This window comes from Ramlibacter sp., assembly GCF_013697775.1.
Lineage (GTDB): Bacteria > Pseudomonadota > Gammaproteobacteria > Burkholderiales > Burkholderiaceae_C > Ramlibacter.
Genome location: NZ_JACCWG010000084.1, coordinates 33,552 through 46,844 on the forward strand (window position 1 = coordinate 33,552; position 13,293 = coordinate 46,844).

Below are 13,293 nucleotides of genomic sequence, written 5' to 3' on the forward strand. Positions count from 1 at the left end.
GCCTGAGCCGAGGGGCCACCCCGTGGAGATATCAGTCAGTTGGTTCCGTTCGCTTCAGGTGAGGACGCATGAATCAAGATAGTAGGCCGATTCCCGGGCGCCGGGGTCCCGGCGAGCAACGCCTCCAGCGCCTGGAAATCCACCGGCTTGGTGAGGTGGTGGTCGAACCCCGCTCCCCGCGACAGGGCCTTGTCGCTGTCCTGGCCCCAACCCGTCAGCGCGACGATGCAAACCGGGTGGCCGTGGGGCTGCTTTCGGATGGCGCAGGCGGCTTCGTAGCCGTTCATCCTCGGCATGCCGATGTCGAGCAGCACGAGGTCCGGAGAGAAGTCTGACGCGGCATGCACGCCGGCCACGCCGTCGTGCGCCTCCCTGACCTCGTGGCCAGCCATCTCCAGCAGCGCCCGCAGGCTGGCCGCGGCGTCCACGTTGTCGTCGACGATGAGAACGCGCCTGGGCGCGAAGCCGTTCGCAGTGGGCATGGGGCTGTTCGGCGGCGCGGCGCTGGGTGCGTCTTGCGGCAGCGGAAGCCACACGATGAATTCGCTTCCCTTGCCAACGCCGAAGCTGCGCGCCTGCACCGTGCCGCCATGCAGTTCGACCAGCCCCCGAACCAGGGCCAGCCCGATGCCCAGCCCGCCCTGGGTGCGTTCAATCGCCGCCTCGACCTGCGAGAACATCCCGAAAATCCCGTCCACATGCTGCGGCGCGATGCCGATCCCGTTGTCGCGCACCCAGGCCTTCGCGGTGTCGCCTTCGCGAACCGCGCCCACCGACACCGTGCCGCCGCGCGGGGTGAACTTCACGGCGTTGTTGAGGAGGTTCAAGAACACCTGGGTGATGCGCGTCAGGTCGGCATCGACTTCCAGCGGCTCGCCGGGCAACGCCACGATCAGCGCATGACCCGCGGCTTCCAGGGCCGGATTCACCGCGTCGATCGCATCGCGCAAAGCCTGTTGCAGCGACACGCGTTCCCGGCGAAGCTGGACCTTGCCCTGCGTGATTCGCGAGACCTCCAGCAGGTCGTCGACCAGCCGGGTCAGATGCCGCGACTGGCGGTCCATGATCTGCAGCGCCCATGCGGCGCGTTCGGGCAGGCCGGAGGCTCTCGACATCACCGCCACCGCAGTGCGGATCGGCGCCAGCGGATTGCGCAGCTCGTGCGCCAGCGTGGCCAGGAACTCATCCTTGCGCCTGTCGGCGATGCGCAGCGCCTCTTCCGCCTGCCGCTGGACCGTGATGTCGGTGTTGGTCCCGAACCAGTGGATCACAGCGCCGTCGGCGTCCTTGAGCGGCGAGATGCGGGTGAGAAAAGGCCGGAACAGGCCGTCGGCGCCGCGCAGCGGAAACACCATCTCGAACTGCTCGCCGGTGGAGATCGCCGCCTGCCACTGGGCCATGACAGCGGGCAGGACCTGCGGATCGTGGACCGACTGCCAGCCCCAGCCTTCCATGTCCTGCGGTGTGGTGCCGGTGTATTCGTACCAGCGGTTGTTGTACCAATGGATCCATCCGTCGGGCCGCGCCATCCAGGCGAGCTGCGGCATGCCGTCCGCCATGACCCGGAAGCGGGTCTCGATGTCCCTTGCCGCTTCCTCGCCACGCTTGCGCGCGGTGATGTCGATGCCGATCCCGAACAGCATCCGCGCCCGGCCCTCGTCGTCGTAGACCGGGCGCCCGCGGCCATCCATCCAGCGCCATTCGCCGCAGGCGTGCCTGAAGCGGAACTCGACCGCGTAGTCCTGGTGCTGCGCCAGCGCCTGCGCCACGCCGTCACTGACGGCGGCGCGATCGTCGGGGTGCACCAGTTCCAGATAGGCTTGCCGGTTTCCTGCAAAGGCTGTGGCCGGCAGGCCGAAGATCTCCTCGAGTTCGCGGCTCCACCAGACGGTGTCGTTCACCAGGTCGCGGCTCCACGCGCCCATTCGGCCGGCCTGCATGGCAAGGCTGAGCACCTCCTGGTTTTCGCGCAGCGCCGATTCCGACCGCGCGGTCTCCTGCGCGGTGATCAGGCCGGCGTACAGCTTGGCCTGTTCGGTGAGCAGCACGATCAGCACGAAGGTCGATGCAAGCAGGGCGTACACCCTGCCGGCATAGAAGCCGATGTCGTAGCGGCCCGCGTTGAAAATCGCGGCCAGGCCGATCTCGAAGAACAGGGCCGCGGTCACGACGACCAGCCACAGATCGAGAATCGAATGCGGCTTGCGCCGCCATAGCACCGCCGCCGCCGCCGCTACGACAAGCCATGGCAGGAAGCGCATGACGGCGGAAGCGGACGAAAACCGGTTGCCGTCCATGATCGGCGGCAAAAGATTGCTGCCCGCGGTGGCCAACACGGCCAGCAGCGCGACCACGACGAAGGTCAGCCCCATGGCCCGCAAGACATGGCGTGGGGCGGCGGCGGCGCAAGGGCGCTCCTTGAGCAGCGCGTAGGCGATGAGCGAAACCGGAAAGCCGCCATGCCAGAACAGGAACAGGTAGGCCGTGGTCTGGGGGCCGGCATGCAACAGCCCGTCCGGGGCGAAGACGCCCGGAAAGCTCAGCATGTGGACCAGCGCCATCAGCGCCGAAAACGCGTAACCGCAGGCAAGCACGAGCAATGCACGGCTGTTGGTGACCCGCAGTTGGCCGATCAGGAGCGTCGCGGTCATGATGTCATTGGCGATCATCGCGGTCTGGATGATCGGAATGAACATGGGCAGCTGCACCAGCGGCACCGTCGCGTAGGGCGCCAGCAGCCCAAACGCTCCGATCGATGCGAACACGACTGCCAGCGCCAACTTTCGTGCGCGGGTGCCGGCCTGCAAGGAAGACAGCATGAACGCTCCGGCGGCGTGCCCGGGCGATGCCGCGTCGGCGACAGGTGCAACGGTCGCAGTCGTGGGGCGATGGCCGAGATGCATTTGTCCTGGGGTGCCGCGTGGATCGCGGACGGCAGCGTGGATGGCGGGGCTAAAAGCTTACCCGATCAGTCGCAGCCCTTGGCCCGATCGATTCACTTCCAGTCGACCGTGCCGAACCGCTCCTGCCCCAGCAAGGTGTAGAAGATGCCGAACGTGCCGCGCCTCTGGCTGCGGTCGCCGATGTCCGGGTAGCGGGCGTCGCGGCGGTTCCAGAGGTACTTGACGGTGACGGCGTGCTGGTCCTTGATGCGCCAGGTGTAGGCGATGTCGGCACGCGCGATGTTGTCGTGGCCCTTGCGCGCGTTCGCGGCGACGTCGGAAACGAAGTAGTCCCGCACGGTCAGGTCGAGCGACGAGCGGTCGCGGAAAATCACGCGCGCGGAGACCAAAGCCTGCGGCGCGAAGCCGTAGTGGTAGTCGCGGTCGAGCGCGGCGGAGATGCTGTTGACAGTGCCGACGGCCGCATAGCCCAGTCCCGCCAGCGCCGTGCCCTGGACGACCACGTCTTCGCCGCGCCAATGCCCCGTGGTGCCGAGCGAGAGCGCGGTGCTCGAGATGCGGAAGATCTGCGGCGAGATGTAGTCGTAGCTTCCGTACAAGCCCCAGACGCCGCGGTAGTTGGAGCCGGCCTTGTAGTCGCGCCCGGCCAGCAGCCCGCGCGTCATCACGTTCTCGACCCCGTTCGCGCTCGACGCGGTGGCCTGGAAAGCGAAGTGGTCGAAGGGGCGGCTGTACACGTAGCCTTCCTTGCCGGGCATGCCGTAATCGAGCGCGAAGTCCGCCTGCAGTTCACCGCGCTTGAGGTTGACCCCCGAATTTCCCTGGGTGTTTTCCGCGGTGCCCATGAAACCGACCTGCAGGCGGCTGTAGTACTCGGCGCCGCGGCTGCTGAAGATCGAATCCGGGCCGCGGCCCTGCAGGTGCCGGTTGAACGCCGTGGAGGGCGACACGACCGCAGCCGCCGTCTCGCGCCAGAAGGGCGACATGCCGCCGCCTTTTTCGAGCAGCAGGTGGGCCATGCGAAACAGCGACTCGCCCAGGAACGTGCCGCCGATGCCGGTGGAGATCATGTCGTTGCGCGAAGGCGGCGTGCGCTCGCCTGCGATTTCCCAGAGGGCGCTACCGCCCAGGGCGAAGCCGGCCGATTCCCAGAAGTCGAAGCCCGAGGAACGCGCGAAGCCGTAATACATCGACCCCTGGTACGGGTGCCCGAGCTGGTTCACGTTGAAGGGGTCGGCGTCGACGTCCCAGCTGCCGCGCAGGTTGCGGCGGATGGAGCCGACACTGACCGCGTAGTCCTGCCGGTCCGTGCCGCAGCAGTGGTTGACGCGGTTCACCAGGAAGTCGAAGCCGATGATCTCCATGGCCGGCACCCGCCAGTCGCGAAGCTTTTCCGGCGCGGGCGCCTCGGCCACCTGGGCAAACGCGCTGCACGCCAGCAGCAAAGATAAACCGGCGATCGCCTCGCGAAACAAAGGGGCCATGGTCGTGCCAAAGTTCGTGCGACGGACACGAATGTAGAAGTGGGAATTTCGAGGATGCCGAACCTATCCTACACAGAAAGGTGCGATTCGGGCTTGGGCCAGCACATACTTCGTGTGTTCGCGTTTCAAAAAAGGCACACATGATTCCGCAACGACTTCGACCGGTTCACTTTCTTCGCCTGGGCACCTTGGCGTTGGCGTGCGCCCTGCCGCTCGGCGCATTCGCCGAACTTTCAAACACGCCGCTGCTCGGCCTGGGCCTGCGCTCCGCGCCGGGATATGACGGCTCCGAGACGCAGCGCGTCGAAATCGTGCCCGTGATCCGCTACCTCGGCGCACCCTTGTTCGTGCGCTCGACGCAAGGCGTCCTCGAAGGAGGTGTCCGCACGGAGCTGATGCCCGGCCTCAATGTCGGCGCGCAGATCGCCTACGAGCCGGGCCGGCTGTCGAGCCATTCCGACTTCCTGCGGGCGCGCAATGCGGCGGACATCGACCGCGGAGCGTCCGTCGGCGTCCACCTGGAGTGGGACACGAAGCTGGGCCCGGTGCCCTTGTCATTTCTCACGCGCGCCCGCAGGAACATCGACGCGGACCTCGGAACGCAGGTGGACTTCCGCCTGAGCGCCGGCGCGTTCCAGAGCGGGCGTTTCTCCGCGGGCGTGTTCGGCCAGGCCGTATGGGCCGACACGAAGTCGACGCAGGCGTACTACGGAGTGGACGCGCAGCAAGCCGCCGCCACGCACTTGCCGGCCTACCAGGCAGGCAGCGGCCTCCTGAACACAAGTTTCGGGGTGCTCTGGTCTGTCGACCTCGCCCCGAAGTGGGTCGTGGTGGGCAGCGTCGAGCGGCGGCAGCTGCGGGGGGATGCTGCGCGCAGTCCGTTCGCGCAGCGCAGTTCGAACAACTACGTCAGCGCCGGCCTTGCCTACCGGTTGTGATCCGCCTCGCGGGCCAACGCCGCCATCTCTTCGTCCGTGAAGCCCGCCCGGCTGCGCGCCTCGGTATTGAACGGCGGGTGCAGCCGCGGCCCCGCGTACAGCTGCATCAGCACGGCGTAGTGCGCCACCGGCTCCAGGCCCTCCCGCTCGCACAGGAACCGGTACCAGCGATTCCCGATCGCGACGTGTCCGACCTCGTCGCGCAGGATCACGTCCAGGATGTCCACGGCGCGCAGCGCGGCCGGGGTGTTCACCTGCCGAAGCTTGTGCTGGATCTGCGGCGTCGCATCGAGTCCGCGGGCTTCCAGCGTGCGCGGGACCAGCCCCATGCGCGCGGTCACATCGCCCTTCGTCTTCTCGCACATCGACCAGAGGTTGTCGTGGCCGGGGAAGTCGCCGTACGCGTAGCCTAGCGAGTCCAGGTGCTCGCGCAGCAGCGTGAAGTGGAATGCCTCTTCGGCCGCGACGCGGATCCAGTCGAGGTAATACGCGCGCGGCATGCCGCCGAAACGCCAGGCCGCATCGAGCGCCAGATTGATCGCGTTGAACTCGATGTGCGCGATGGCGTGCAGCAGGGCGGCCAGGCCCTCGGGCTTGAACGGTGAACGGCGCGGGACCTTGGCCGGGTGAATGAGCTGCGGCGTGGCCGGGCGGCCGGGCAGGGGAGCGCCGGCTTCGGGCGCCTGCGGCGCGATGGCGAGCGTAGCCGCCTGTTCAGCCAGCGCGCGCGCCAGCACCACCTTGGCGGCCGGGTCGGTTTCGCAAAGCACCTGTAGAGCCCGCGTGCGCAAGTCCATCCCTACAATTCTATTTCCCCAGCTTCCACGGCCGACTTACATGGCAATTTACGAAATCGACGGCAAATCGCCGCAGCTCGGCGCGGGCGCCTGGGTGGCGGACTCGGCACAGGTGATGGGCGAGGTGGAACTTGGCGAGAACGCCAGCGTGTGGTTCGGCGCCGTGGTGCGCGGCGACTGCGACACCATCCGCATCGGCCGCAACAGCAACATCCAGGATCTGTCGATGCTGCACGCGGACATCGGCGTGCCGCTGACCATCGGCGACAACGTCACGGTGGGACACCAGGTCACGCTGCACGGCTGCACCATCGGCGACAACACGCTGGTCGGCATCCAGGCAGTGGTCTTGAACAATGCGCGCATCGGCCGCAATTGCATCGTGGCGGCCGGCGCCGTGGTGACCGAGGGCAAGGAATTTCCGGACAACTCGATGATCATGGGCATTCCGGCCAAGGTGGTGCGCACGCTGGACGCCGAGTCCGCGCGCAAGCTCGCCGAGAGCGCGCAGCACTATGTGGACAACGCGCGGCTGTTCGCCGCGACTTTCAAGAAGATCGGTTAGCAGTTTCCGTGTCCGAACTCCATAAATTCCTGTTCGACGGCATCCCCGTGCGCGGCATGATCGTGCGCCTGGACGACGCCTGGACCGACATCCTGGCGCGCCGCCAGGCCAACGAAAGCACCGGCGCATGGCCGCAGCCGGTGGCGCGGCTGCTGGGCGAAATGGCGGCCGCCGGTGCGCTGATGCAGTCCAACATCAAGTTCAACGGCGCGCTGATCATGCAGATCTTTGGCGAAGGGCCGGTCAAGGTCGCTGTGGCCGAAGTGCAGCCCGACCTCGCGCTGCGCGTCACCGCCAAGGTGGTGGGCGAGGTGGACGCCAACGCCCGGCTGACCGACATGGTGAACACCGGCGGCGGCGGGCGCTGCGCCATCACGCTGGACCCCAAGGACCGGCGGCCCGGCCAGCAGGCCTACCAGGGCGTGGTGCCGCTGCGCGGCCCCGAGGGCGAGCGCGTGGACGAGCTCAGCGCGGTGCTGGAGCACTACATGCGCCAGTCCGAGCAGCTCGACACGCGCCTGGTGCTGGCGGCCGACGAAAAGGTCGCCGCCGGCCTGCTGATCCAGCGGCTGCCGCTGGATGGCGAGGCCAATCGCGCGGGGCTGAAGGAAGGCTACGACGAAGAGGCCCTGATGGAGGACTTCAACCGCATCGCCATCCTGGCCGCCAGCCTCAAGCGCGACGAACTGCTGGAGCTCGATGTCGACACCATCCTGCGGCGGCTGTTCTGGGAAGAAAAGCTGCTGCGTTTCGAGCCGCAGACGCCGCGCTTCGCCTGCACCTGCAGCCGCGAGCGCGTGGCCGGCATGATCCGCGGGCTCGGCCAACCGGAAGCCGACGACATCCTGGCGGAGCGCGGCGAGATCGATGTGGCGTGCGACTTCTGCGGACTGCACTACCGCTTCGACGCGGTGGACGCCGCGCGGATCTTCAAAGCGCCTGGCGACCAGCCGCCGGTCAGCTCGGCCGTGCAGTAGCACGCTAATCTGCTCGACGGAAGGTTTGTCCGACATCGCGGCGGGCTCGATTCCGTCAAACCCGCGCTTGCCTGGCGCGTTGTTCACACAGACGGTGCTGCACGGTGCGGCCCCGCTTCCTCCCCGAAAGACTGTCTCCCCATGAAAAAGCTCGTTGTGACGCTCGTTGTCGCCCTGGCCGCCGCCGGCGTGTTCGCCCAGGCCACGCCTGCAACCCCCGCCACGCCCGCAACGCCGGCCACCACCGGCGCAGCCTCGACCCCCGCCATGCCGTCCAGCGGCGCGATGCCGGCCAAGAAGAGCACCCACAAGAAGAAGGCCAAGAGCCACCACCACAAGAAGGTCGTCAAGAAGAAGACTGCGGCGACGGCCAGCTGAAGTCACGGCCGCGTTAGCGCGGCCGCAGCATCCGGCTGAAGAGCTTGTGCTCGCACTCCGGGTCGCTGCACTTCTCGCAGCTCCAGACCCAGGCGGCGTCTCCTCGCGGAGACGCCGTTTTCGTTTTCGCGGGCGCATCCAGTGCGGCCAGCGCGCTGTCCAGCCGTTGCGTGCCGTCGCCGTAGATCACGGGGTACGGCACGGCGGCGCGGGCCAGTTCCGCGCGCAGGCATCCATCCACGTCTTCACGCACCTGCGGTCCCTGGCGGTGCAGGCCGTCTGCCACCCAGGGCAGGTCGAGTCCCATCACCAGCGTGGCGTCGTAGCGCCGCTGGCTCTCGAGAGCGAAGCGGTAAAGCGGGTCGTCTTCGTAGAGCATCGCCGCGTAGATGGCGACCATGAGGGCCGTGGTGTCGGCGATCACGACCTGCGCGCGCGCCGAGGCCGCATCGGCTCGCCGCTCCTGTTCGCGCGCGATCGCCAGCTGCTCTTGCGGCCGCGGCTCGCGCCCGTGCTGCACGCACCATTCGCGCAGCACTTCGGGCACGGCGGCAGCGGTTCTGCCGGCGGCATTGAAATGCCCGGCCAGCGCCTCGGCCAAGGCGGTCTTGCCCGTGCTCTCGGCGCCGAGCAGGGCGATCCTCATGTGCCGGCCCTACTTGGAAATCTGCACGTAGATCTCGTTGGGCTTGACCATGCCCAGCTCGGACCGTGCCTTTTCTTCCACCATCTCCAGGCCCTCCTGCAGGTCGCGCACCTCGGCGCCGAGCCGCTCGTTGGTCTGCTGGGCCTGGGTGTTCTGGATTTTCTGCTGCGCGAGCTTCTGTTCCATCTTCGTCACCTCGCGCACGCTGCCGCGGCCGAACCACAGCTGGGCATGCAGCACCAGCAGCAGCGCGACCAGCAGGGCGGCGACGAGGCGGTTGGACATCGCTCAGCGCGAAAAACTCATCCGCGCAGGTTGTAGAACGCGGCGCGGCCGGGGTACTGCGCCACGTCGCCGAGGTCTTCCTCGATGCGCAGCAACTGGTTGTACTTGGCCATGCGGTCCGAACGCGAGAGCGAGCCGGTCTTGATCTGTCCCGCGTTGGTGCCCACCGCGATGTCGGCGATGGTCGAATCCTCGGTCTCGCCCGAGCGGTGGCTGATCACGGCCGTGTAGTTGGCGCGCTTGGCCATCTCGATGGCGGCGAAGGTTTCGGTCAGCGTGCCGATCTGGTTGATCTTGATGAGGATCGAGTTGCCGATGCCCTTGTCGATGCCTTCCTGCAGGATCTTGGTGTTGGTGACGAACAGGTCGTCGCCCACCAGCTGCACGCGCTTGCCCAGGCGTTCGGTCAGCAGCTTCCAGCCGGCCCAGTCGTTTTCGGCCATGCCGTCCTCGATGCTGATGATCGGGTACTTGTCGACCCAGCTGGCCAGCACGCCCACCCACTCGCCGGCTTCCAGGTTCAGGCCCTCGGCCTCCACGTTGTAGCGGCCGTCCTTGTAGAACTCGCTGGAGGCGCAGTCCAGGCCCAGGGCGATTTGCTCGCCGGGGCGGTAGCCGGCTTCCTCGATCGCCTGCAGGATCAGCTGGATGGCCGCTTCGTGGTTGGCCACGTTGGGGGCAAAGCCACCTTCGTCGCCGACCGCCACGCTCATGCCCTTGCCGTCGATGATCTTCTTGAGCGCATGGAACACCTCGGCGCCGTAGCGCACCGCCTCGCGGAAGCTGGGCGCGCCCACGGGGATGATCATCAGCTCCTGCAGGTCCAGGTTGTTGTTGGCATGCGCGCCGCCGTTGACCACGTTCATCATCGGCACCGGCAGCAGGCAGCCGTTCATGCCGCCGAAATAGCGGTACAGCGGCAGGCCGGATTCCTCGGCTGCCGCGCGGGCCACTGCCATGGACACGGCCAGCGTGGCGTTGGCGCCCAGGCGGCCCTTGTTCTCGGTGCCGTCCAGGTCGATCAGCGTCCGGTCCAGGAAGGCCTGCTCGGAGGCGTCCAGGCCCAGCACGGACTCGGAGATCTCGGTGTTGATGTGCTCCACCGCCTTTAGGACGCCCTTGCCGCCGTAGCGCTTGGGGTCGCCGTCGCGCAGTTCGATCGCTTCGCGGGCGCCGGTGGACGCGCCCGAAGGCACGGCCGCGCGGCCCATGGTGCCCGACTCCAGCAGCACGTCGCATTCCACGGTGGGGTTGCCGCGCGAATCCATGATCTCGCGGCCGACGATGTCAACGATTGCACTCATCTGCAGTTCTCTCGAAGTTATCAAACTCACCGTTCGCCCTGAGCCTGTCGAAGGGCTTCGACAGGCTCAGCCCGAACGGGCTATGCGGCGAAATGGCTTTCCAAAAACCCGTTCTTCTTGGTCACGCGGTCCAGCTCCAGCAGCGTTTCCAGCAGCGGCCTCATGTGCTTGAGCGGCACGGCGTTCGGCCCGTCCGACAGCGCGTTGGCGGGGTCGGGATGCGTCTCCATGAACAGGCCGGCCACGCCCACCGCCACCGCGGCGCGCGACAGCACCGGCACGAACTCGCGCTGGCCGCCCGAGCTGGTGCCCTGGCCGCCGGGCAGCTGCACCGAGTGGGTGGCGTCGAACACGACCGGCGCACCGGTCTCGCGCATGATCGCCAGCGAGCGCATGTCCGACACCAGGTTGTTGTAGCCGAAGCTGGCGCCGCGTTCGCAGGCCATGAAGCTGTCTTCGGGCAGGCCTTTTTCACGCGCGGCGGCCCGAGCCTTGTCGATCACGTTCTTCATGTCGTGCGGCGCGAGGAACTGGCCCTTCTTGATGTTGACCGGCTTGCCGGACTGCGCCACCGCGCGGATGAAGTCGGTCTGGCGGCACAGGAAGGCGGGCGTCTGCAGCACGTCGACCACCGCGGCGACCTCGGCAATCTCGTCTTCGGCATGCACGTCGGTGAGCAGGGGCACGCCCAGCTGCTGCTTGACCTTGGCCAGGATCGCCAGCCCGCGCGCCCTGCCGGGGCCGCGAAAGCTGGTGCCCGAGGAGCGGTTGGCCTTGTCGTAGCTGCTCTTGAAGATGAACGGGATGCCCAGGGCGCTGGTGATCTCCTTCAGCGTCCCGGCGACGTCGAGCTGCAGCTGTTCGGATTCGACGACGCAGGGTCCGGCGATCAGAAAAAAGGGCCGGTCAAGGCCCACGTCGAAGCCGCACAGTTTCATGGTCAGGCCACGGCCTTCAGGGTTGTCGTCTTGCCTGCCGCCTGGTGCTCGCTGGCCGCCTTGATGAAGGAGTTGAACAGCGGATGGCCGTCCCACGGCGTGGACTTGAACTCGGGGTGGAACTGCACGCCGATGAACCAGGGGTGCACGTCGCGCGGCAGCTCGACCATTTCGGTCAGGTGCTCGCGCTGCGTCAGCGCCGAGATCACCAGGCCGGCACGGCGCAGGCGGTCCAGGTAGTGCACGTTGGCTTCGTAGCGGTGGCGGTGGCGCTCGGTCACCACCTCGCCGTAGATCTGGTGCGCCAGCGTGCCCTTGGCCACGTCGGAACTCTGCGCGCCCAGGCGCATGGTGCCGCCCAGGTCGGAACTTTCGGTGCGCTTCTGGATGCTGCCGTCCTTGTCCTGCCACTCGGTGATGAGGGCGATGACAGGGTGCGGGCAGTCGGGCTCGAACTCGGTGCTGTTGGCGCCGGGCAGGCCGGCCACGTCGCGCGCGTACTCGATGGTGGCGACCTGCATGCCCAGGCAGATGCCCAGGTACGGCACCTTGTTCTCGCGCGCGAAGCGGGCCGCCGCGATCTTGCCTTCGATGCCGCGCTTGCCGAAGCCGCCCGGCACCAGGATGGCGTCGTATTTTGCGAACTGCTGCACGCGGTCGGGCGTGATGGTTTCGGAGTCGATGTAGTCGATCTTCACCCGCACGTGGTTCTTCAGGCCGGCGTGGCGCAGCGCCTCGTTGAGCGACTTGTAGCTGTCCGACAGGTCCACGTACTTGCCGACCATGGCGATGGTGACTTCGCCCTGCGGGTTCTGCACGTCGTGCACCAGGTCGTCCCAGCGCTTCAAGTTGGCCGGCGGCGTGTTCAGGCGCAGCTTGTCGCAGATCAGGCCGTCCAGGCCCTGCTCGTGCAGCACGCGCGGCACCTTGTAGATGATGTCCACGTCCGGCATGCTGATCACGCCCCAGCGCGGCACGTTGGTGAACAGGCTGATCTTCTCGGCCTCGTCCTCGGGAATGATGCGGTCGGCCCGGCACAGCAGCGCGTCGGGCTGGATGCCGATCTCGCGCATTTTCTGCACCGTGTGCTGCGTGGGCTTGGTCTTGAGTTCGCCGGCCGCCGTGATGAACGGCACGTAGGTCAGGTGCACGAACGCCGAGTTGTTCGGCCCGAGCTTCAGGGCCATCTGGCGCACGGCTTCCAGGAAGGGCAGGGACTCGATGTCGCCCACCGTGCCGCCGATTTCCACGATGGCCACGTCCACTTCGTTCGGCGTCGCCAGGCCGGCGCCGCGCCGGATGTATTCCTGGATTTCATTGGTGACGTGCGGAATGACCTGCACCGTCTTGCCCAGGTAGTCGCCGCGGCGTTCTTTTTCCAGAACGCTCTTGTAGATCTGGCCGGTGGTGAAGTTGTTGGCCTTGCGCATGCGCGTGGTGACGAAGCGCTCGTAGTGGCCCAGGTCCAGGTCGGTTTCCGCCCCGTCGTCGGTGACGAACACCTCGCCGTGCTGGAACGGCGACATCGTGCCCGGATCGACGTTGATGTACGGATCGAGCTTGATGAGAGTGACTTTGAGGCCTCGCGATTCCAGGATCGCAGCGAGGGAGGCTGAGGCGATTCCCTTGCCCAGGGAGGACACCACACCGCCGGTGACGAAGACGAATTTGGTCATGTCAGGTACGGAAGGTGGCTTCCGTGGAGGTGGTAAAGCGGGATTATAGGGGGTCGGGTGTGGGGCGGAAGTGTTCAGTTGCGTCTTCGCTTCTGCGCCGCGCGTCGCGGCAGGCGGTGCCCTGCCGCGACAACCACCCTGTCAGCACTCCAGCGGTGGCGCGCTGCCATCGTCATTGCAAAGCCGCACGCGGGCGGGCCGTGGCGCGCAGTTGGACAGGGCGCCTGAGGTGATTGGCCGGGTGGCAGGCGCGCGCAGCGCGCTTCGTTGACTGACTCACGGCGGCTGTCTGAACGCAGCGTTTGCTTTGCAAACGCGAAGTGAGTTCCGCCGGGAATAAAAATTGGGGTCAGAGTCCAATTTCGCTGCGTCGCATAGCGACGCATCTGCGGCCTGTAGAAC

The 13,293-nt window shown here is 67.0% G+C and carries 12 protein-coding genes; 4 read left to right on the top strand and 8 right to left on the bottom strand.

What is annotated here, in order from left to right; genetic code table 11:
* Window positions 1-35: 35 nt before the first annotated feature.
* Window positions 36-2,819 (bottom strand): PAS domain-containing protein, encoded by a 2,784-nt coding sequence (locus tag H0U68_RS04530; protein WP_296353108.1) that lies wholly within the window; start codon window positions 2,817-2,819, stop codon window positions 36-38.
* A 176-nt stretch (window positions 2,820-2,995) separates the two neighbouring features.
* Window positions 2,996-4,387 (bottom strand): DUF3943 domain-containing protein, encoded by a 1,392-nt coding sequence (locus tag H0U68_RS04535; RefSeq protein ID WP_296353110.1) that lies wholly within the window; start codon window positions 4,385-4,387, stop codon window positions 2,996-2,998.
* A 140-nt stretch (window positions 4,388-4,527) separates the two neighbouring features.
* On the opposite strand from H0U68_RS04535, the gene H0U68_RS04540 reads away from it, so the two are divergent.
* Window positions 4,528-5,325: a MipA/OmpV family protein gene (locus H0U68_RS04540; protein ID WP_296353111.1), complete on the top strand. Its 798-nt coding sequence runs from the start codon at window positions 4,528-4,530 to the stop codon at window positions 5,323-5,325.
* Here H0U68_RS04540 and H0U68_RS04545 read toward each other — a convergent pair.
* Window positions 5,313-6,122 carry a ferritin-like domain-containing protein gene (locus tag H0U68_RS04545; RefSeq protein WP_296353113.1) on the bottom strand — a complete coding sequence of 270 codons (810 nt, stop codon included), beginning with the start codon at window positions 6,120-6,122 and terminating at the stop codon, window positions 5,313-5,315. The two genes, H0U68_RS04540 and H0U68_RS04545, sit on opposite strands and share 13 nt — an antisense overlap.
* A gap of 40 nt (window positions 6,123-6,162) precedes the next feature.
* Here H0U68_RS04545 and H0U68_RS04550 point away from each other — a divergent pair, with 40 nt between their 5' ends.
* The 3 genes from H0U68_RS04550 (at window position 6,163) to H0U68_RS04560 (ending at window position 8,042) form a co-directional block, all read left to right on the top strand.
* Window positions 6,163-6,687 carry a gamma carbonic anhydrase family protein gene (locus H0U68_RS04550; RefSeq protein ID WP_296353115.1) on the top strand — a complete coding sequence of 175 codons (525 nt, stop codon included), beginning with the start codon at window positions 6,163-6,165 and terminating at the stop codon, window positions 6,685-6,687.
* Window positions 6,688-6,695: 8 nt separating this feature from the next.
* Window positions 6,696-7,664 carry an Hsp33 family molecular chaperone HslO gene (locus H0U68_RS04555; protein WP_296353117.1) on the top strand — a complete coding sequence of 323 codons (969 nt, stop codon included), beginning with the start codon at window positions 6,696-6,698 and terminating at the stop codon, window positions 7,662-7,664.
* Between the two features lie 141 nt (window positions 7,665-7,805).
* Window positions 7,806-8,042 (top strand): hypothetical protein, encoded by a 237-nt coding sequence (locus H0U68_RS04560; RefSeq protein ID WP_296353119.1) that lies wholly within the window; start codon window positions 7,806-7,808, stop codon window positions 8,040-8,042.
* Between the two features lie 13 nt (window positions 8,043-8,055).
* Here H0U68_RS04560 and H0U68_RS04565 read toward each other — a convergent pair whose 3' ends face one another.
* The 5 genes from H0U68_RS04565 to H0U68_RS04585 form a co-directional block, all read right to left on the bottom strand.
* Window positions 8,056-8,688 carry an ATP-binding protein gene (locus tag H0U68_RS04565; protein ID WP_296353121.1) on the bottom strand — a complete coding sequence of 211 codons (633 nt, stop codon included), beginning with the start codon at window positions 8,686-8,688 and terminating at the stop codon, window positions 8,056-8,058.
* A gap of 9 nt (window positions 8,689-8,697) precedes the next feature.
* Entirely contained in the window at window positions 8,698-8,973 is a 276-nt protein-coding gene (locus H0U68_RS04570; RefSeq protein WP_296353123.1) for a septum formation initiator family protein, read from the bottom strand.
* Between the two features lie 17 nt (window positions 8,974-8,990).
* Window positions 8,991-10,277, bottom strand: a complete 1,287-nt coding sequence (eno, locus tag H0U68_RS04575; RefSeq protein ID WP_296353125.1) for a phosphopyruvate hydratase — start codon at window positions 10,275-10,277, stop codon at window positions 8,991-8,993.
* Between the two features lie 80 nt (window positions 10,278-10,357).
* Window positions 10,358-11,215, bottom strand: coding sequence for a 3-deoxy-8-phosphooctulonate synthase (gene kdsA, locus H0U68_RS04580; protein ID WP_296353126.1), 858 nt, complete (start codon window positions 11,213-11,215; stop codon window positions 10,358-10,360).
* Between the two features lie 2 nt (window positions 11,216-11,217).
* Window positions 11,218-12,891, bottom strand: coding sequence for a CTP synthase (locus H0U68_RS04585; RefSeq protein WP_296353128.1), 1,674 nt, complete (start codon window positions 12,889-12,891; stop codon window positions 11,218-11,220).
* Window positions 12,892-13,293 lie beyond the last annotated feature (402 nt).

Coding starts and splice junctions, on each gene's coding strand:
- H0U68_RS04545 (WP_296353113.1), bottom strand. CDS start 6,122: ATGGACTTGCGCACGCGGGCTCTACAGGTGCTTTGCGAAACCGACCCG.
- H0U68_RS04570 (WP_296353123.1), bottom strand. CDS start 8,973: ATGTCCAACCGCCTCGTCGCCGCCCTGCTGGTCGCGCTGCTGCTGGTG.
- H0U68_RS04535 (WP_296353110.1), bottom strand. CDS start 4,387: ATGGCCCCTTTGTTTCGCGAGGCGATCGCCGGTTTATCTTTGCTGCTG.
- eno (WP_296353125.1), bottom strand. CDS start 10,277: ATGAGTGCAATCGTTGACATCGTCGGCCGCGAGATCATGGATTCGCGC.
- H0U68_RS04560 (WP_296353119.1), top strand. CDS start 7,806: ATGAAAAAGCTCGTTGTGACGCTCGTTGTCGCCCTGGCCGCCGCCGGC.
- H0U68_RS04550 (WP_296353115.1), top strand. CDS start 6,163: ATGGCAATTTACGAAATCGACGGCAAATCGCCGCAGCTCGGCGCGGGC.
- H0U68_RS04530 (WP_296353108.1), bottom strand. CDS start 2,819: ATGCTGTCTTCCTTGCAGGCCGGCACCCGCGCACGAAAGTTGGCGCTG.
- H0U68_RS04565 (WP_296353121.1), bottom strand. CDS start 8,688: ATGAGGATCGCCCTGCTCGGCGCCGAGAGCACGGGCAAGACCGCCTTG.
- kdsA (WP_296353126.1), bottom strand. CDS start 11,215: ATGAAACTGTGCGGCTTCGACGTGGGCCTTGACCGGCCCTTTTTTCTG.
- H0U68_RS04540 (WP_296353111.1), top strand. CDS start 4,528: ATGATTCCGCAACGACTTCGACCGGTTCACTTTCTTCGCCTGGGCACC.
- H0U68_RS04585 (WP_296353128.1), bottom strand. CDS start 12,891: ATGACCAAATTCGTCTTCGTCACCGGCGGTGTGGTGTCCTCCCTGGGC.